The organism is Musicola keenii (assembly GCF_014855505.1).
GTDB classification, from domain to species: domain Bacteria; phylum Pseudomonadota; class Gammaproteobacteria; order Enterobacterales; family Enterobacteriaceae; genus Musicola; species Musicola paradisiaca.
In genome coordinates, this window is the sequence record NZ_JAAWVW010000008.1 from 1 (window position 1) to 18,747 (window position 18,747).

Consider the following 18,747-nt stretch of genomic DNA (forward strand, 5'->3'; position numbering starts at 1 on the left):
GTATTTTTACTGACTTTATGTCTAATAATTCCCTAAATGCTTCCAGTAGCGAGTTTATAAAATCATATCTAACTGAACTATTGCTTAACCATGATTTATCTAAATCGTCTATGCTTATGACAATTCTTACTTGCTTTGAATCGGAAAACTCTTCTTTAAGGATTTTTATCAGTTCTTTTTGTTTGTTTATTAACTCTCGGCTAACGTAGCTTGATGTTTCTGATTGTATTTTTTTTGTTTCTTCGTTCGATGCTTTTCCACTTAACTCTATTGCTTTTCCTCCTAGTTTTATTGCTAAGTCATCCTGCATTTTTTGACTTATTTCTGTTATTGCTTTGTCATTAAAAAAATTGTCCTTAAATAGTTCTATATATTCATTGGCGAGTTCTGGTTTATAAGATTTTTTCTTTCCTCCGATTAGATTTTTTATCTCTTCAAAGAAACTTTGGTACGATGATCGGTAAATGCTTGTTATTACCTTGATTAATAGAACGTGTAGCCATAATGACTTATAAAAACCTCTAAGGTCTATACCTTTAGATATAAGATCTGATATGAATATGTTGTTGTTTATGTGTTCGAATATTGTGTTTTCTGCCTCTATTTTATCGTGGAGTTTTATATGATTGTCTGTAATTATTTTCTTTAATAGTGCGGTTTTTCCACTGCCGGTTCTCCCTACGATGATTCTTCTTGTGAAATCAGGGTTTTTTTCGCTTGAGTCAAAATTCATTATTCCTTTGAATATGTCTGACTCATAAAAACATGACTCAAGGTATGAGTCAGTTTCAGCCTCCAACTTTCCTATTTCATCGTTTTTTCTAAATTTATACGTGTTCATGGAGAATCGTCCAGATTTTATTTTTAGAGGTTAGGTTGTTGTGTCATGTTCTTTACTAAAACATGTTAAGTGTAATTATTGATATAATTTCTGATTTTTTATTTCAGAGTGCATTAATGATCTTGCTAGGCATATGGCTGTTCTTTCTATTTAGTATAGAAAATTTTTCCAAACCAAAAAAGGATTTACTGCTGCCCTCTCCACGCTAATCCGCCACTCTGCTCCCACCGTTACTGTTATGGGAGCAGAGACATGGTGGTTAGATCTATCAACCCCCTCAAATGTGTCCTTTCTGTCGTCATCTTTTCCTTTTTGTTTTCGGCGTCTGCACAGGCCTCTGAAAAAGACGAGCTGGCATTGGTGATGCGTCAGCTGGATCAGGTGCAAGCCGCGCTCAACCGGGCTCAGGTCATTGCCAGTCAGAACGCGGGTGATTCAGCCCGCTACTACTTCGACTACTCCAGTGCTACGCGCGATATCACGGCGATGAAGCTCGGTATCGAGCGATATCTACAGCCGTCCCGGGCACAACCCGCAGTGCCGATGAACGTCACTGGCCAGTACAGCCAGGAGTCACGCTGATGCCGATGACCAGCGCACAAAGTGGAGCGTGGAGTATAGGTGCCGGGGGCAATGAGTCTTCCGTACTCAACAACTTGATCACGGGGACGCTCTTTGTCGTGTTGTTCCTGATAGCCGCGTGGACGTTCGTTTCTTTGTACCGCGGATGGCGGAGTCAGGCGATAGACACCGAAACGATGGTGAGCAGTGTGCTCCGGTTCATCCTGCTGCTGGTGATTTGTCTCTTTTTCTTTGCTAATTAATCGATGGAAATTCTTAACGTTATGAAAAATCTACTTAACCGTATTGGACAAGCCTGTTTGTTTGCTGTCCTGTCATTTCGTGCTTATGCCGACTTGCCACCTGTTGAATCGCCGTCAACTGGTGGCGGTGGTGGACTGTTTAACTCAATGAAGGGGTATATCAGAGATGGGGCCACTCTGGGTGGTCTGGTGATTGCAGTAATCGCATTTATCGTGGTAGCCAATGCTGCCATCAGCTGTTTTCACCATGTCCGTCAGGGAAAAGCGACGTGGACCGAATTCGGCGCGTTTATCATTGTTGGTGTGGTCTTGCTGGTTGCGGTGATCTGGTTGCTGACTAAAGCGGCAGACATCATCTAAGGGAGGGAACATGGCGGTGATCGACTTCCTTCCGGACCGATTGAATAACCCTCCGGCCGTATACAAGGGGTTTACCACGGGCGAACTGGGACTGGCTGCGGGAACTGGCGTTCTGCTTGGCGTCCCCCTGGCTCTGCCGATGTTGCCCCTGGTGGGATGGGTGATATTACCGACCTGTATGTTGTTGACGCCGCTGTTGGTTGTTTTTATCGGTGGCCACTACATCAGCAGTTACAAGCGAGGTAAGCCGGATAACTATATCTGGCGTCGCTTCCAGGAGTTTCGTGCACGTTTGTCCCTGGCTCCGGGCTCAAGACTGGTCCTGTCATCTCAGCCCTGGCAAATCAAGCGCTCAGCTCGTATCACGAGGGGGCGCTGATGCTAGCGAGTCGTTTTCGTAATGCGGTGTCTGCTCGGGATAATCACATCCTGACGTTACGCGGCATTATTGTGCTTTTGTTCCTATTGCTCGTCATGGCCATTGTGGGATGGATGTCAGCGCCGCGTCAGCTCACTATCCACAACCCCCCCGATTTACGTAGTGGCAGCACGCGCGAATGGTGGAAAGTACCGCCCTCCACGGTCTACGCCTTTGGGTTTTACATTTTCCAACAACTCAATGCGTGGCCTCGGAATGGCGATGTGGACTATCCGGCCAAGATTGCACAGATGGGTGCGTTCCTGACGCCAGCGTGTCAGGACTTTCTCAACAAAGATGCGAAAGTTCGTAGTGATAGCGGCGAGCTGAAAGACCGTGTCCGCGTAGTGTATGAGCTGCCACGGCGAGGGTATGGCAGTCAGAGTGTTACCGTTCGCTCAGACGATGAGTGGGTGGTACGTCTGGATCTGGTGGCTGACGAGTACTACCACACCGAACCGGTAAAACGGGCCATGGTGCGCTATCCGTTGCGTGTCCTGCGCTGGGAAGGAGACCCGGAGCGTAACCCGTTCGGGCTGGCACTGGACTGCTACGACAGCATGCCGCAACGCATTGAAGCGGCGCCGGTCGCGGCGCCGGAAAAGAAAACGGGGGTATTCCAGTGACCGTTTTTTCACGTATCACATCCGCGTTGCTGATTGCTGCTGCATTTCCGGCTTCAGCGGTAGAGCTGATGCGCTGGGAGCGTATCCCGTTGCAGGTACCGCTCAACGTTGGCCAGGAGCGCATTGTGTTTGTCGACAAGAATGTGCGGGTGGGCTTCCCGCCGGCACTGAAAGACAAACTCCGGGTTCAGAGTAGTGGCGGTGCGGTCTATCTGTCGGCCAGCGAAGCCTTCCCGACAACGCGCCTGACTCTTCTTGATGCAGAAAGTGGCGAAATCATCTTACTGGATATCAGCGCATCTGCCGGCAAGGCACTCCGTGAACCGGTGAAAGTGGTGTATGAGGGAGAGGTCACATCGGTGTCATCTTCGGATAACGCCAAAACCACGGGGAGCAGCAACGGCAATGGGCGCCGGGCAAGCTCGGACTCAGTTAAGTCTGAGAGTGCTGATTCGGGGAGTGGATCAACTTCCCGTCGTCAGGCTCCCTCGCTGAACGCGCCGTTACCTGTGGTGATGACGCGGTATGCGGCACAAAACCTGTATGCCCCCCTGCGCGCTGTCGAGTCTGTTCCGGGTATTCACCCGGTTCCGCTGCGTCTGCCGGGTACGATCACCACGCTTTATCCCTCTGAGCCGGTACAGATTAAACCCCTGGCGGCGTGGGCTCTCAATGAACACACCGTGGTGGCATTACAGGTGCGTAATACCTCCACGCGTAAGGTGATCCTGGATCCGCGTCGACTGGACGGCCGTTTCTTGTCTGCTGCTTTTCAGCATCGCTGGTTGGGGCGAGCAGGTACCCCCGAAGACACGACGGCCGTTTACCTGGTTGTACAGGGTAAACCGGACAGCGCGTTTATTGCCGAGCCGGTAATGCCTGCTCAGTCGACTAAAAAGAGGTAGCAGAAATGCAGATGAAGTCGAACGGACTGGTAAAAATCCTGGTACCTACGGTGTTATTGGCCTCGGCGGTCATCGGCGTGAAAAGCTGTTCCGGAGGTAAAAACAATAATGCAGGCGAAACAACGAAGAAGGCGACGTTGAGCGAGTTAACGCCGGATGACTTGCGCACGCTAGGTATTGAAGGTGATACCCCACAGGACACGCTGAGGACGCTGGTGGGCACACTGAAAAATGTGTCTGCGAAACAGGCACAGCTTGAAGATCAGAACAAACAACTGCTTGAAGAAAACAAGAAGTTGAAATCGGCTAATCAGGATGTTGATGGTCGCATCAATCAGGCTGTGTCTAATTCTCAGCAGGAGGCTGCAAAAGAGCAGGGGGCATTGCGAGGGCAGATTCAGCAGCTGACGCAGCAGATGAACAATGCGCTGGATCAGCTGAAGAATGGACAGTCTCGTACGTCTTCTCCAGCGGTGAATAGCCGGTCAGATTTTCCCGTCGGCCTGGGATTGGGCGATACGGGTGGAATGCCGTCTGCATCAACGACAGGTGTGGCAGGCGCTGATGGGATGATGTGGGTTGAACCTACCGACGGTATTGCAACCGATGCCAGTGGTAAACCAGTGGCGAAGGGGGTTACGGCTACCGGCACTACGTTCCCAATGTCATTTCTTGATGATAACGCCATTACCCGGCAGAAGGCCGAACTGGATCGTAAGTCGGGTTCGGCATCACTGACCGACAACGGTACGCAGGGACCGGTTGACCCGGTTTATACCCTGCCGGTGAACTCGACGCTGGTGGGCAGCCAGGCAATGACGGCCCTGCTGGGACGCATTCCCATTGATGGCAAGGTCGTCGATCCGTACCCATTCAAGGTGATGATCGGCAAGGATAACCTGACGGCCAATGGTATTGAATTGCCTGATGTCGAGGGTGCCATTGTTTCGGGAACGGCTACCGGCGACTGGACGCTGTCCTGCGTGCGTGGGTCGGTGACCAGCATCACCTTTGTGTTTACGGACGGTACTGTTCGTACATTACCGCGCCCGTCAGACAAGGCGGATAGCAGTGGTGGTCAGAATAATTCCGGCAATGGTTCGGCGGGCGGAAGCATTGGCTGGATTTCAGATGAACACGGTATCCCGTGTCTGGCCGGCGAACGCAAATCGAACGCCTCTACATATCTGCCGACCATTGCACTGTTGGCCGGTGCCAGTGCGGCAGGTGATGCCCTGGCACAAAACCAGAATACCTCACAATCCAATGCGTATGGTGGCGTCACATCCACGCTGACTGGCGATGCCGGTCAGGCGGTGCTGGGTAAAACTTTTTCAGGCAGTACCAAAGAAATCGTGGACTGGGTGAAGTCACGTTATGGTCAGACATTTGATGCCATTTATGTGCAGCCGGGGGCCCGGGTCGCGGTACATATCACCCGGCAGTTGGCGATCGATTACGAAGAAAAAGGGCGCAAGGTCAAATATGACTTCAGCCTGAATAAGACTGGAATGGGGATGGATTGAAGGGGAGCACAATGACGGAAAAGAAACGTATGGTATTAGTATTATCGGTTTTTTTGCTTGCTGGATGCAGTACCAGCAAGGACGCCATGCTACCGCCAGGGGACAGCAATATGCTGGAATTGTGGCGTAATGGTGCTGGTTCGGGGACTGCCTCAACATCTGCCAGCGATGGTCGGAGCGTGTTGCGTCGGGCACTCTCTGAACGGGATCGCACTCAACTGCAACAGGAGTCAGACAGCTACAGTCGTACCCAGGAGAACGAAATCCAGCAGACGTTTCCTCGGTTACCCAATCCTGACCTGGTCATGTACGTGTTCCCTCATCTGGCCGAAGGCAGTACCCCGGTTCCGGGGTACAGCACGGTGTTCCCGTTCTACTCTCAGATCCAATACGCATTGCCGGGCGAGCGGCTGGGGGACCTGTGATGTTTTCCTTATTCCGCTCTAAAGCTAACGCGCATCCTCAATATCAGGAGGGCGATGGCCCTTTTGCCGTTGCCGGCCGCGAGCCGTTACACAGAGATGGTACGCTGACTCATCGCGATGAGCTGCGGTTATACGACACAGCTCCATCGATCATTGATTTCATGCCGTATGCAGAATATTTGCCCCAGGAGCGTTGTATCCTTCTGGATGATGGTGTTTCGGTGGGGGCGGTATATGAAGTGATACCGGTAGGGACCGAAGGGCGCCCGGCAGAACGGCTGGATGAGATCCGCGACACCGTAGAGGACGCGCTGCAGGACAGCCTGCCCGAGCTCGATAGTCATCAGTGGGTGGTCCAGTTTTACTGTCAGGATGAAACGGACGTCACCGAGTACATTGACCGGTTGCGTGGGTATGTCAAACCCTGGGCTGAAGGAACCGAGTTTACGAAAGCCTGGCTCGCTGAGACCGAACGGCATATGAAGAGCATTTCGGTCGAAAAAGGGTTGTTTGAAGACAAGATTGTAACCGGTGCACCCTGGCGGGGGCAGACTCGCCGTACCCGCATGGTGATCTACCGGTATGTGGAAACGCAGGTTCGTGATCAGATGTCGCCTGTTGTGATGCTGAATCAGGTGTGTGACAGGGTGACGTCGGCACTGGCCGGTGCCGGTATCAAATGTCATCGGCAGAACGGTGAGCAGATCCACGGCTGGCTGCTGCGCTGGTTCAATCCTTCGCCGAAATGGGTGGCACCGGACGCGCTCTACCGCTCAGCTCACCATGATGATGGCGGACCGGATACGCTGCCGCTGATGAACGATTTTAGCGAGTCTTTATGGTACACCCGCCCCAGGAGCGACGCTGATCGGGGGATCTGGTGGTTCGATGACATCGCACACAAGGCGGTGCCGGTGGAGGCGCTGCGTCGTGTGCCACAGACCGGGCATCTGACCGGGGAAGTGCGGCGAGGCGATAACATCAACGCGCTAATGGATTTGATGCCTCAGGGGTCGATGCTGGTCATGACGCTGATTGTGCAGCCTCAGGACGTGCTGGAAGAACAGTTTAACAAATTGGGCCGTGATGCGATGGGCGAGAACGTCGATTCTGCCCGGGCACGTGAGGACGCTCAAACAGCAAAAGCGTATCTGGGGGCTCGTCACAAACTGTATCGAGCGGCGATAACATTTCTGTTGCGGGCTCCTGACACCGACACATTGTCAAAACGCCAGTTAGATCTGAACAGTAAGCTGCTGAACAACGGTATGAAGCCGGTCAATCCGGAGCACGATGTCGCGCCGCTGAATGGATACCTCCGCGCGCTGCCAATGGCCTTTAATCCGGAGCTGGACAAGCAACACTGGTATAGCCGCCTGATGTTCGTGCAGCATTTTGCGGCCATGTTACCGGTGTTTGGCCGCGATACTGGCACCAGCAATCCTGGACTCAGCTTTTTCAACCGTGGCGGTTCACCGCTGACATTTGACCCGATGAACAAGGCGGATCGTACCCAAAATGCGCATTTGCTGTTGTTTGGCCCAACAGGGTCGGGAAAATCGGCAACGCTTTGTAGCGGGTTGTCACAGACGATGGCTATCCACCGTCCCAGGTTGTTCCTTTTGGAAGCGGGTAATTCCTTCGGGCTTTATGGCGACTATTGCGAGTCATTAGGGCTGACTGTCAATAAAATCAGTATCAAGCCGGGGAAAGGGGTTTCCTTAGCACCGTTCGCTGATTCGCATTTGTTGCTGCAGGCTGCACCCAGCACGTTGATTACTGACGAAGATAAACTGCCAGAATTGGATGAAATCAAGAATGATGACGGCGACGATGAGCGTGACGTGCTGGGGGAGATGGAGATCGCCGCACGTCTGATGGTCACAGGTGGGGAGGCAGCAGAAGAACTGCGGATGACACGTGCCGATCGCGGGATGCTGCGTGAAGCCATTCTGATAGCGGCTCATGCCGCTCAAGATGAGCAGACTCAGATGTTGCCTGAGCATCTGATGAAAGCTCTGGAGTCCATTGCTCGTGACAACAGCCGTGACAGTGAAGGTCGGGAGCGCAGAACAGCGGCGCGTCGGGCCAGGGCCGAGGAAATGTCGGAAGCGCTGCGGATGTTTACCGAGGGCTTTGAAGGAGAGCTCTTCAACCGTCCAGGCATTCCCTGGCCAGAGTCAGATGTCACCATCATTGATTTGGGTACACTAGCACGTGAAGGCTATGAGGCTCAAATGGCGGTGGCCGTGATTGCGCTGATTAATACGGTCAACAATATTGCTGAACGTGATCAGTATCTGGATCGGGAAATCATTATGGTGATCGACGAGGCGCACATCGTGACGACTAACCCTTTGCTGTCGCCGTATGTCACCAAAGTGGTGAAAATGTGGCGTAAGCTCGGTGCCTGGCTGTGGCTGGCGACACAGAACCTGAAGGATTTTCCGAACGTATCCGAAAAAATGCTCAACATGGCAGAATGGTGGTTGTGTCTGACTATGCCGCCGGATGAAGTGGAGCAAATAGCGCGTTTCAAGACGCTGACTGCAGAGCAGAAAGCGATGTTGCTGTCAGCTACGAAATTTCCTCGATGTTATACCGAAGGCGTTGTGCTCTCCACGCGAGTGCAGGCGCTCTTCCGGTCGGTGCCGCCCAGTCTCTATCTGGCTCTCGGGATGACGGAAAAAGAGGAGAAGGCTGAACGCCGGGAACTGATGCAGCAGTTTAACTGCAGTGAACTGGACGCTGCATTCCGGGTGGCGAAACGTCTGGATGTAGCACGTGGCATACTCTCTGAACGGGCGGAAATACTATGAAATCGCTGATGACTGATGTGGTTGTGGTTCCGGATAGCGATATCGCGCCATCGGTAATGTTCGATGTCCCGCCACAGGGCGGCGCCCGTATAGGGGAACATGAGCACCGTGAGCTTTCCAGGCTGCAGGCTGAGGTGAAAAAACGGCTGACTCTGCCGATAGCGGTGGCAATATTGCCGCACCGTATCGGGCGCAGCAACAGTGTATCGGTGCATTTGAGTGACTCTCTGGAGAACACGCTGGATATCTTGGTCACCATTACGGGCAATATTTCATGGCCGGATGACATGGACTATCAGCATGGTATGCGCTGGTATATCAGTGTCCCGGATACGGTAGATGCCATGTGGTTATTGAGCCGACTGGAAACAACTTTGGATTGAGGAGTTCAGCTTCTGACAATGTTGTGTCTATGTCTGCATGTATGATGTAAAATATTTAATTTTTTCAATAGCTTATATTTAGTTGGTGCTGGGGTGCCCCAAGATGGAAAGTTACCCCACCGCTTCTATGATGATTTCAGTTCGCTTGGTACAGGATTTAGCTGAAGTAAGGAAAAAGAATGAACAGTAACCTTGAAAAAGCTTTTCGAGAAGCAGCACGCGCAGCAGACCGTGCAGTCAGCGCTGCGATGCTGAAATATGCGAAAGGGCTTGTCACGGATGAAGACGACATTACTGGAACGCTGATCGGCTGGTTGGACTCTACTTTTGACGAAGAAATTGGTGGTGTCAAATGGTCTTCGTCGATTCTCAGACATCGTAAAGGGGTAGCCGCACAAGAGAAGGCGGCCGGTGCAGACATTCTGTTCCACGTCTCAATCAAGACACCGCAGCTTACCTATTCTAAGGGTGCTCTGATTCAATCAAAGAGGATTGATGAAGGCGTTGAAATGACAGTGGCTGGTCACAAAGAATTGATTAGTCAGTGCGATAAGATGCTGGATATCACGCCGGCTTCGTTCGTTTTCAATTACACTAAGTCAGGAATGCGCTGTGCTTCCGCCACGAAGATTGCGGGGGCAAGTAGCCGAGTATTGAACGATTCGTGTAACCTGACCTCATACCGGTTCTTCTTGGAGCTGTTCCGATGTACTACTGGAGATCGCCTCATCACTTCAGCCAAGTTTGATGATCTTCAGATACCTCAAGGTATCGCCATCAAGGGAACGCTTAGGTAGCTGGTTGATTCGGTTCTTGTCATGAGTCACCTATTATTTGTGAGTTCACTATGATGGGTAAGAGCAATTTTTTGAATCTCAGAAAACAGTTCCCTGCTGGCACTCTGTACCTATAAACGCACCTTAAACGGGTTAGTTTTCCCCGTTTAAGGAGTGCTCACCATGTTCAGAGTTGTTTATCTGACTGTGCTGTTGCTGCCTGCTGGTACGTTCGCCGGCACAGTCATTTATACCGACAGCGCTCACCCTGTTATATCCGGTTCATCCACCGCCCAGGTCGTCTACCTGGATGCTCCCGATAAAATTTTACTGGACTGTCTGCCAATCCGAAGCAAGCAGAAGCGCGTGCCTGGGCAGTACTGACGTCGCCTGAATTCAGACAGCGACAGGCTGATCTGTCATTGGCGTTCGCCGGTGTAATCAAGGTCTGGCAACTGCAGCGTTATCCCGCTGTTGTCTTTGACGATAACTATGTTGTCTATGGCACCACCGACGTCGATCTGGCCAGTGCCCGTCTGAGCAACTGGCAGGAGGCGCGCCGATGAGGATGACGCTGAAAACCCGACGAGCGCTGATGGCCACCCTGTTATCTGTTAGCTGGCTGACAACGGCCAGCGTAAATACGGCACAGCTTCCGGTCGGTGCCGCCCAGTCTCTATCTGGCTCTCGGGATGACGGAAAAAGAGGAGAAGGCTGAGCGCCGGGAACTGATGCAGCAGTTTAACTGCAGTGAACTGGAAGCTGCATTCCGGGTGGCGAAACGCCTGGATGTAGCACGTGGCATACTCTCTGAACGAGCGGAAATACTATGAAATCGCTGATGACTGATGTGGTTGTGGTTCCGGATAGCGATATCGCGCCATCGGTAATGTTCGATGTCCCGCCACAGGGCGGCGCCCGCATAGGGGAGCATGAGCACCGTGAGCTTTCCAGACTGCAGGCCGAAGTGAAAAAACGGCTGACTCTGCCGATAGCGGCGTCGATATTGCCGCACCGTATCGGGCGTAGCAACAGCGTCTCGGTGCATCTGAGTGACTCGCTGGAGAACACGCTGGATATTTTGGTTACCGTTACGGGTAATATTTCATGGCCGGATGAGCAGGATTATCAGAATGGTATACGCTGGTATATCAGTGTTCCGGATACGGTGGATGCCATGTGGCTGGTGAGTAGGTTAGCAAATTTGACAGGATGTACAGAGTAATAATCGATTTTTAAATTCAGCAATATATTGAAAAATAAGTATTTTATAGGTGTCCCCTAAGCGTGAGAAGGAGCTGATGCTCCTTCTCGTTTCTTGCAACAATACGAAAGGTAAAGTCTTCACTCTGGCTGAGCTATTTAAATAACAGAGAAGATAAACCAACTACCATGACCACACCAAGAATCACTTGAATTAAAACAATGAGAAAGGCGATTACGCCAAGAAAGGTTATTTTTCTTCTTAAAATGAATGTAAGTCCAGAAAGAACTGCTGAAAAAAGCACGGTTTTAAGAATGTACGATATGGGTACTAGCGCACTGTGGCCCGAGTGAACTCCGGCCATACCAATAAGTCCAAGGAAAAAACCGCCACAAAACCCCCACCCCCAGAAAGTCATAGGTAGACTTAACTTGCCAGTCACCAGCTTTTTCAACATGACTTAAATCCTTTTATTAGCGAAGAGACACATCAGGAAAATCGTAACGTACTAAGTTATAAAGACTTCGCATGGTTAAGACATGCATTGGATTATACAAAAAATAGACTCAAGGCACAGCCAGGGGTGGTGTTCATCGGGTTGATACACCACCGAGCGAGGTGAACTGTTGCCCAGGTTGTATTAGCTCAGACTCAAACTGACAATTTTTGCGGACAGAACACAATCGAATCCGACAGACTGCATTGAGCGAACAGCGGAGGTTCGCAATCGAGTTGCCACGGGTATTAATAGTACTGCCGTATGTAAATCAACGGGGATCACGTCAATGAATTTGTGCAATCGATGTAAATCCGCGTATATATTTCCCGTTTGACGCGCGGAATGTGGGTCTGAAATTCGAGGAAAAGCATAGTGGAAGGATTTGAAAATATATCCCCTATGGAGGGGGGCCCTGCATCGTTAGATGTGCGACGCGAGCTCAGAGAGGCGTTCGCACGCTGGCTGCCCAGACCCCACCATATCCGTCCCGCGCAGAGTTCGGATGAATGTGTGGATGAGCAGGCACTGCTTAGCCTGTGCGAACATTTCCGTCTGGAGTATCCGGGTGAAGCGAAGGACCTGGCACAAAGTTGGGATGAATCGGAAACCAGGAAGGCTGAGGGTGGGCCGCTTTTCGAAGAGCTCAAACAACAGGGCTGGGTTTTCTTTGATGGGGGGCGCTGGATGATACAAGGCATTCCTGTCGGTACACGTTCTCACATCTCCTATCCCACCCCGGGAACTCAAGGCTTTCTTGAAGAGCTCAGTCGGCCCCAACTGACCCCAAAAACTGACAGCCCACCGGCAGCGGTAAAGGCACTTGAAGAAAGAATTCTGGCTGAATTCTGGCTCGAAAAGAACGTTCCGGTTGAAAACCCGGAGTGTTTCCTTGGCAGGTTATGGGAACAACTTTGTCCTGCCGGGCTTCTTAATTCAGAGAAAGAAATGATTCTGCAGCATGACCAGGCATCTGCTGCTACCCATGCAGACGCGGTAGATTGTGCTTTTCGCGAATGGGCTGCCTGGTGTCGCGTTATTCAAGGTTATGGCGAATGGAGCAGTCAATGGATGCCCGAGCAGAAGCAGTTATGCCGTGAGGCGGCTCACCGCGTTCTTGCGCGTCAAACTCTGTGGGGGGGATGGGACGAAGATCTCGTTCGTTATATTGATGTGCTCCTGAACACCTATGGCATCCCTCAAAACCAGGTACGGTTTGCTTACTGTACCAGGGAGGTTATTCCTCGCACACTGGTGGCAAAAGCTGGCTGGCTTACCAGCCGAGGAGTCCAATATCTGATGATGGATCGGCTGATGATGCATCGATGGGATCAGAATATGGTCAGCTTTGCTTTTGGATTGCTGTGTTCCGAATTGGAAAAGACCGACATCGGTCCGAATGTATTGACTGCATCGGAAGCACTCCTGTCTTTCGCTGCCAACCATCCGATGGCGTTGATGCAACTTAGCATCCGCATCGATGCTGTCTCCGTGCTGCTGGTGGACTTGTTGCTATACCGGCCCACAGCCTGTCTGGCGGCACAATGGACGATAATGTGGCATACGAGAGGCCGTAACAGCGAGCGCAGTCGGAGCCGGGAAGCCCAGATGAGAACTTTTGCTGTGGAGGATGCACTGTCCTGTATTGCTCACTATGTAGAAGCAGACTTACTCAGCCTTGAAGAATGCGCCGCTTTGATAACCTGGTGCTATAGAGGGGATGTACCCATGGGACAGGACATAGCGGATACGCAGCGGTCCGTGGGGCATCAGCTACTGGGGATGATTACGAGGCAAAATGAGCACGTTCAGTCCGAGGTGTTACGATATCTGGTGAATCAGGTACGCTATAAAAATAATGTTTCGTGGGCGTGTTTTTCTGGTGCCCTTGATGGAAAGAGGCATTTCCCGCAGGTGGCTGAGGCCACCATGCTGCCGGTTGTTGCGTTCTACTCAGAGTTTGCGCGTAATCTGAATCTGGATTGTACAGACGTTGCAATGCTATCACCTGTTCTTGCCGGATGCCTTGTTGCCACAGCGTGTGCGCAAGATGCGCCAGTTCGCGATGCATTCCTGATCCCCTTTGATGGCATGGCGCTACTTCAGGAGGCACCTCAGGATGAGCAACTTATTGTCCGTTCCTCAGTTGCCCGGACAATAAGAGTACATGTGCGGCTGCTGGCTCGTGCTGTATCGGGATGGCCAGACGACGAGGTGCCACCGGTGCTCAGCGACGCATTCAGAAAGCTCATTTCGCTCAGCGTCATCGAGCATGATGAGAAGGGGCGCATTGGCGCCCTTACTGACAGATACAGTCCGGGAAATAGCCTGACCCAAGAGGTGGGGTCTCCCGCTCAGGATCTTGCTGCCGCATGGCATAAACTGGACAAAAGTCGGCAGGAAGACCTGTTACAGGTTTTTGCGCAATCCGACGATCCAGTTTTGCTTGCCGAGCTTTGCCAGCATCTTCCCGCTACGGCAAAAGCTGGGATCAAAGCGAAATTGCGACAGCTCAAACCGGGAGAAGCTTCGGATTTCTGGACCTGGACTGAGCTGATACATCGTATTGAAACGTTGCAGAACGCCGAGGAATATGAGCTGGCCCGGGAGCATCTGGATGATGTCAGGCCGGAGTTAGACAACGCGCCACTGCAATCCCGGCTTGCCCTGTTTACGCTTGAGCTTCGACTGTATTTAAAACAAGAAAACTGGGACGCACTGGACATCGCGGTCATCCCCTCGACGTTGCGTACAGAAACAGCGCGGCAAGCCAATGATGAACTGGATTTCTACCGAGCCACTTCACAACTTTTGCGCCCTGAAGGCAACCTTGCCCGCGCCCGGGCTGACCTGAAGCGGCTTGCAGCAATACCGGGGGCAAGTACGGCATACAGAGAAAACTATTTTGCAATCGCGATTCAGCAAATTATAGGCTCCAAGACTCACCCAATAAGTGCGGTGGACAAAGTCGCAGGAGAGCGCCTGCTTGCTGAGATTAAAAGCGCTATTAAAGCAAATAAACTTCTTGAAAGTACGTCATTGCTTGCCAATCGTGCACTTCTCTTAATTGCTCTGGAGCGGCCCGGGGAGGCGCTGGAGAGCATCAACCAACGTCGCAATGAGATCAGAAGCGCAGACTTGGAATTGGCTGCTGCACTTGCAAAACATGAGATGGGGCTCTGGGGTGAAGCGATGGTCATTCTGGATGCGGCCATTACAGAATTTGAGATGAACAAGCGCTTCGTTGAGCTCAGAAACGATCTGCTGGCGGGAAAACCGGCTTCCAGCATCGCTTCGGCATCGGTTGATGGTGACGGTTTAAATTCCATAAGAATCGCATTACAGCAACTGGCCACACTCAATTTCACACAGGTTGGTGAGATCCTTGGTCCGACACGACAGGGGTTGCGCGGATATCTGATAAGGGAAGTCTCCAATGCCGTTGCATCTCTTCAGCGTATGGCCGCTATGCTGCGCGACAGGAAAGACCCTGAGGACGATGCAAAACTCGAAAATGATCTGAACTCCGCAGTTCGAGAAGTGCTGAACGCATCTTTGGCAATAGTCAAGTGGAATGTCAGTGACCAGTCACTCGGTGGCTATACTGCTAAGGGAAATCCCGGCGAGAGGGATTTAGTTATCCGCGCTGGTGGAAGTGAAATTGCCATCTATGAAGCACTGGTTTGCGGCGGTTTGGACCGGAAAAACATCAAGAAGCATCTCAACAAGCTGCCGGCATACGGGTACTGCGATCTCTATTTTAACGTGATTTACTCATATTTAGAGGAGATAAGACCACTTCTTGAGTATGTCAGGACAATCCTCGAGTATGAAATTTCTTTGCCCCTGGTTTTCCGCAGATGTGATGCGCTTATCGCGGCTGACCGAGGAATAAGCGGCTATGTCGCGACTTACGGCATCGATCACCGTGAAGTGGCTATAGTGTTCATGATTGCTGATCTAAAAATTCGGATAGAATGATTAATCGGGTCACACCTGCATTTATTGGTGAATTTGGAATGATGCTCAGGAATGTGGACACAGTCCTAAGCGAGGTTTTCGTTTTCAAATTGTTCCGGGCTGAGACCGCCACAGGCACTGTGACATCGCCAGCGATTGTAATCGGTGGCGTCCTGAGTCAGAATGAAAGGGACATGTTTTCATTACTCACAATCATCCGTTTATGATTGATGACCAGTAAGGACGTCGTTCCTACACCGGTAAAAAGTGCATCACTTTTAAAGTAGGTCTGATTCTGATTCCCGGTTAAATATCTGGCCATCTCCAAGTCTTTCCCTTGTAGCATGACAGTTATGTTAGCTTTTCTTACTCCAATAAAATTCATTCCTGCATCGCTGAGCAGTGGCGGCATGTCCGAAATAGTAAAAAAGAAAACTAGCATGATAGCACCAATTGATATAACGAGGTTTTTTTTGCTCTCTTTCTTAATTTTTCTGTCAAAGTAAATGTTTGGTATTAAGGTGATGCAAAGCGCTATTATAAATATAGATATAATGACTGATTGAACCCCAACCTTGTCAGACTGGATTGCTGAAAGAACGATAACTCCCCCAATAAATGAGATTAAAACATATGAAAATAATGGCTCGTAAATTTTCAAAATCCTTGCCATTCTATATGTTCCTTTCAATGTATATAGCCATTTTTTTCGGGTCTTAATTATTTTTCTCAGTATTATCAATGCGATTCTCACGAATAGATAGGAAGTGAGAATCGACATAGAATACCAGCACAATAGGAAAAAACCTAAGAACAGCGAAAATGAAGTTATGACCATCAGGAAAAATATTACATCTGATAGATACAATCCGGTAGGGAAGAAGTCTATTCGCATACAGTAGAATATAAAAACGACTACACCCGCTCCTGTCAGGCAAAGGTAGATATTTTTTGCCATGTTCATGGTCAGGAATTTTTTTAATGAATCCAACTTTTGTCTCCGTTTATTGTCATAATACTGTATAAAGCTAGACTTCATCACAGTAGAGGGTACTATCAGTTTGGGAAAATCCATTGTTGGCACTTTATGTATTGTAATAATCAAGTAAAGATCTCCTTTACCTAATTGCCATGTAAGGATCTTCACGACTCACTATTTAGACTGTTAAATAGTACATCCGGCATAAGGCCTGTTTTTTTTATCGTTTCCGATACGCAATTGATTGAAACGTCTGAGATGATTTGCATTGCCTTATCTCTGATTTCTGAGAATGATGGGTGAGTTCTAGGAATAAAAGCCTCAAGAAGATATCCTACGCATTTGCCATTTACAGATAATGAGTATGTCCCTGCTGCATGATCTACATTCCATATATAAACCAGCGGTCCGATACCGAGTTTTTCAGCATCAGATTCTTGCTCAATCTCAGGTATGTACAAAGGCATGGATAGCTTGTCATCATTTAATGTTAAAGAGACAAACTGTTTCAGCATTTCTTCAACATCTACCTTATGTTCCTTGCGTTTTAAAAAATTAAACATATCTTCCCTTATAATTAGTTGTTACTAACGATTAATTTATTAAAAGGTTGGTGCTGATGAGGATAGACCACTTTCAGGCTGTTGTTGACATGGATTTTACCCAGTCATGCATGATGTGACGAGATAGGGAATGTATTGGTTAATTTTTTGAATCCCAGAAAACAGTTCCCTGCTGACACGCTGTACCCATAAACGCACCTTAAACGGGTTAGTTTTCCCCGTTTAAGGAGTGCTCACCATGTTCAGGTTTGTTTATCTGACGGCGCTGTTGCTGCCCGCCGGTACGTTCGCCGGCACGGTCATTTATACCGACAGCGCTCACCCTGTTATACCTGGCTCATCCGCCGCCCAGGTCGTCTACCTGGATGCTCCCGATAGAATTCAGGCTGATTTGTTTACTGGACTGTCTGCCGATCCGCAACAAGCAGAAGCTCGCGCCCGAGCAGTGCTGACGTCGCCTGAATTCAGGCAGCGGCAGGCTGATCTGTCATCGGCGTTCGCCGGCGTGATCAAGGCTTGGCAACTGCAGTTGCAGCGTTATCCCGCTGTCGTCTTTGATGATACCTATGTTGTCTATGGCACTACCGACGTCGATCTGGCCAGTACTCGCCTGAGCAACTGGCAGGAGGCGCGCCGATGAGGATGACGCTGAAAACCCGACGGGTGCTGATGGCCACCCTGTTATCTGTCAGCGGGCTGACAACGGCCAGCGTGAATACGGCGCAGATTGTGGCCAGCGCATCGTCGGTATCGTGCATCAGTTGGCGGATCAAGGGCATCTGCTACTGGCTGCTCTGTACCCCATTTGGCTGCTCGGTTAAGACCTCGGTTCGCGTCGAGCATTTCATTCCAGAGGCTGTCGTATCGGCTTACGGTAATAGCGGTGATAACCCCTGGACTGAAATGTCGCTGGTCAGCCAGAGCGCAGCATCTGCAGAAGGTGGATTGATCGGGAGTATCGCTGGCGTTGTTGTCGGCGGGGGTAATCAGGAACTGAAAGCACCAGAAGTCGGGCGTAAGAAGAACCTGCGTTATCTCTATAGCGATGCGATTGGCCATCCGGCGACGTCATTGATTGGTGGAATGGTCCCGGGTTACTCATGCCGCAGTGCCGCCTTGCCGCTCAACCCGTATTTTCTCAGCTCGCTCGATGCGCTGTTCTGGCGAACGTCGTTGCCGGAGTCGCTGTATCCGGAAGCACTCATTCCTGGCCAGCGGGAACTGGGGAGTCAGACGGGCGGTAATATGTGGGGCAACATCTATCCTCGCAGTGGCTTTGTTACCCAGCAGGATGGTTATAAGGCCGCGGCGTTAGTTGCCCAGCGAACGGCCGATGTGATCACCCGAAACGGGCAACTGCATATTTACCAGGCCCTGGTGGGAACACCCAGTCCCGGATACTGGCCACCAGAGCCGGTGACAGAAAATACCGGCACAACCAATCACAAGTGGCAGGCTCTGGCACCGCAATTGTCCATGAGCTGCGCAATCTTTCCGGACAACGTTGGCCAGACATCGATGCCGTATTCAGATCAAGGCAATTACGCTTGGGCATTGTGGCAGCCTTACAGCTGCTGCCAGCGCCGCGGACAAACCCTTCTCTACACTACTGACCTTTGAGACTTTCCATGATGAATATGAA

At 50.6% G+C, this 18,747-nt stretch carries 21 protein-coding genes and 2 pseudogenes; 18 read left to right on the top strand and 5 right to left on the bottom strand.

All coding sequences use genetic code 11. The features are described from left to right. A partial coding sequence (locus HEP82_RS10305) for a P-loop NTPase fold protein (protein ID WP_331252923.1) occupies window positions 1–841 on the bottom strand: 841 nt, incomplete at its 3' end. A 252-nt stretch (window positions 842–1,093) separates the two neighbouring features. On the opposite strand from HEP82_RS10305, the gene HEP82_RS10310 reads away from it, so the two are divergent. The 15 genes and pseudogenes from HEP82_RS10310 to HEP82_RS10375 all read left to right on the top strand — a co-directional run bounded on the left by HEP82_RS10310 (window position 1,094) and on the right by HEP82_RS10375 (window position 11,128). After that, on the top strand, window positions 1,094–1,423 hold the full coding sequence (locus HEP82_RS10310) for an integrative conjugative element protein, RAQPRD family (protein ID WP_050570774.1): 330 nt from the start codon (window positions 1,094–1,096) through the stop codon (window positions 1,421–1,423). Further along, the gene (locus HEP82_RS10315) at window positions 1,423–1,665 is read left to right on the top strand and encodes a TIGR03758 family integrating conjugative element protein (protein WP_225622419.1); all 243 of its coding nucleotides are present in this window, start codon (window positions 1,423–1,425) and stop codon (window positions 1,663–1,665) included. Before HEP82_RS10310 ends, HEP82_RS10315 begins: the two co-directional genes overlap by 1 nt. A gap of 21 nt (window positions 1,666–1,686) precedes the next feature. Beyond that, window positions 1,687–2,025 carry a TIGR03745 family integrating conjugative element membrane protein gene (locus HEP82_RS10320; protein ID WP_225622420.1) on the top strand — a complete coding sequence of 113 codons (339 nt, stop codon included), beginning with the start codon at window positions 1,687–1,689 and terminating at the stop codon, window positions 2,023–2,025. 10 nt (window positions 2,026–2,035) lie between these two features. After that, on the top strand, window positions 2,036–2,404 hold the full coding sequence (locus tag HEP82_RS10325) for a TIGR03750 family conjugal transfer protein (RefSeq protein WP_192458004.1): 369 nt from the start codon (window positions 2,036–2,038) through the stop codon (window positions 2,402–2,404). Further along, window positions 2,404–3,069, top strand: a complete 666-nt coding sequence (locus HEP82_RS10330) for a PFL_4703 family integrating conjugative element protein (RefSeq protein ID WP_192458005.1) — start codon at window positions 2,404–2,406, stop codon at window positions 3,067–3,069. The genes HEP82_RS10325 and HEP82_RS10330 overlap by 1 nt, the downstream gene beginning before the upstream one ends. 68 nt (window positions 3,070–3,137) lie before the next feature. After that, complete coding sequence (locus HEP82_RS10335; RefSeq protein WP_237048267.1) at window positions 3,138–3,974, top strand: TIGR03749 family integrating conjugative element protein; 837 nt, start codon at window positions 3,138–3,140, stop codon at window positions 3,972–3,974. A gap of 5 nt (window positions 3,975–3,979) precedes the next feature. Beyond that, a complete protein-coding gene (locus tag HEP82_RS10340) occupies window positions 3,980–5,500 on the top strand; it encodes a TIGR03752 family integrating conjugative element protein (RefSeq protein WP_407938280.1) in 1,521 nt (506 codons plus the stop codon). An 11-nt stretch (window positions 5,501–5,511) separates the two neighbouring features. Continuing rightward, window positions 5,512–5,925 carry a TIGR03751 family conjugal transfer lipoprotein gene (locus HEP82_RS10345; protein ID WP_192458007.1) on the top strand — a complete coding sequence of 138 codons (414 nt, stop codon included), beginning with the start codon at window positions 5,512–5,514 and terminating at the stop codon, window positions 5,923–5,925. Then, on the top strand, window positions 5,925–8,744 hold the full coding sequence (locus tag HEP82_RS10350) for a conjugative transfer ATPase (RefSeq protein ID WP_192458008.1): 2,820 nt from the start codon (window positions 5,925–5,927) through the stop codon (window positions 8,742–8,744). The genes HEP82_RS10345 and HEP82_RS10350 overlap by 1 nt, the downstream gene beginning before the upstream one ends. Beyond that, the gene (locus HEP82_RS10355; protein WP_192458009.1) at window positions 8,741–9,127 is read left to right on the top strand and encodes a hypothetical protein; all 387 of its coding nucleotides are present in this window, start codon (window positions 8,741–8,743) and stop codon (window positions 9,125–9,127) included. The genes HEP82_RS10350 and HEP82_RS10355 overlap by 4 nt, the downstream gene beginning before the upstream one ends. A gap of 179 nt (window positions 9,128–9,306) precedes the next feature. Then, window positions 9,307–9,924: a hypothetical protein gene (locus HEP82_RS10360; protein ID WP_038913087.1), complete on the top strand. Its 618-nt coding sequence runs from the start codon at window positions 9,307–9,309 to the stop codon at window positions 9,922–9,924. Between the two features lie 162 nt (window positions 9,925–10,086). Continuing rightward, on the top strand, window positions 10,087–10,287 hold the full coding sequence (locus tag HEP82_RS20235; RefSeq protein ID WP_407938281.1) for a hypothetical protein: 201 nt from the start codon (window positions 10,087–10,089) through the stop codon (window positions 10,285–10,287). Next, window positions 10,284–10,469, top strand: a complete 186-nt coding sequence (locus HEP82_RS20240; protein WP_407938282.1) for a DUF1525 domain-containing protein — start codon at window positions 10,284–10,286, stop codon at window positions 10,467–10,469. Before HEP82_RS20235 ends, HEP82_RS20240 begins: the two co-directional genes overlap by 4 nt. 87 nt (window positions 10,470–10,556) lie before the next feature. Then, window positions 10,557–10,736: pseudogene (locus HEP82_RS10370) on the top strand (type VI secretion protein); the annotation flags it as partial. Next, a complete protein-coding gene (locus HEP82_RS10375) occupies window positions 10,733–11,128 on the top strand; it encodes a hypothetical protein (RefSeq protein ID WP_192458010.1) in 396 nt (131 codons plus the stop codon). The pseudogene HEP82_RS10370 and the gene HEP82_RS10375, both read left to right, overlap by 4 nt. Window positions 11,129–11,261: 133 nt before the next feature. Here the strand turns inward: HEP82_RS10375 and HEP82_RS10380 are convergent, their stop codons facing one another. Beyond that, complete coding sequence (locus tag HEP82_RS10380) at window positions 11,262–11,564, bottom strand: hypothetical protein (RefSeq protein ID WP_192458011.1); 303 nt, start codon at window positions 11,562–11,564, stop codon at window positions 11,262–11,264. Between the two features lie 414 nt (window positions 11,565–11,978). Here HEP82_RS10380 and HEP82_RS10385 point away from each other — a divergent pair, with 414 nt between their 5' ends. Continuing rightward, window positions 11,979–15,584, top strand: coding sequence for a hypothetical protein (locus HEP82_RS10385; protein WP_192458012.1), 3,606 nt, complete (start codon window positions 11,979–11,981; stop codon window positions 15,582–15,584). Window positions 15,585–15,649: 65 nt separating this feature from the next. Here the strand turns inward: HEP82_RS10385 and HEP82_RS20180 are convergent. From HEP82_RS20180 to HEP82_RS10395, 3 genes and pseudogenes are all read right to left on the bottom strand, one after another. Further along, window positions 15,650–15,727: pseudogene (locus HEP82_RS20180) on the bottom strand (IS3 family transposase); the annotation flags it as partial. A 14-nt stretch (window positions 15,728–15,741) separates the two neighbouring features. Beyond that, entirely contained in the window at window positions 15,742–16,236 is a 495-nt protein-coding gene (locus HEP82_RS19965) for a hypothetical protein (protein WP_225622422.1), read from the bottom strand. Window positions 16,237–16,706: 470 nt separating this feature from the next. Then, window positions 16,707–17,105, bottom strand: coding sequence for a hypothetical protein (locus HEP82_RS10395; protein ID WP_192458014.1), 399 nt, complete (start codon window positions 17,103–17,105; stop codon window positions 16,707–16,709). 238 nt (window positions 17,106–17,343) lie between these two features. Here HEP82_RS10395 and HEP82_RS10400 point away from each other — a divergent pair, with 238 nt between their 5' ends. Together HEP82_RS10400 and HEP82_RS10405 are read left to right on the top strand one after the other, a co-directional pair. Beyond that, window positions 17,344–17,745 carry a TIGR03757 family integrating conjugative element protein gene (locus tag HEP82_RS10400; protein WP_192458015.1) on the top strand — a complete coding sequence of 134 codons (402 nt, stop codon included), beginning with the start codon at window positions 17,344–17,346 and terminating at the stop codon, window positions 17,743–17,745. Then, window positions 17,742–18,725 (top strand): TIGR03756 family integrating conjugative element protein, encoded by a 984-nt coding sequence (locus HEP82_RS10405; protein ID WP_192458016.1) that lies wholly within the window; start codon window positions 17,742–17,744, stop codon window positions 18,723–18,725. The genes HEP82_RS10400 and HEP82_RS10405 overlap by 4 nt, the downstream gene beginning before the upstream one ends. Window positions 18,726–18,747: the final 22 nt, after the last annotated feature.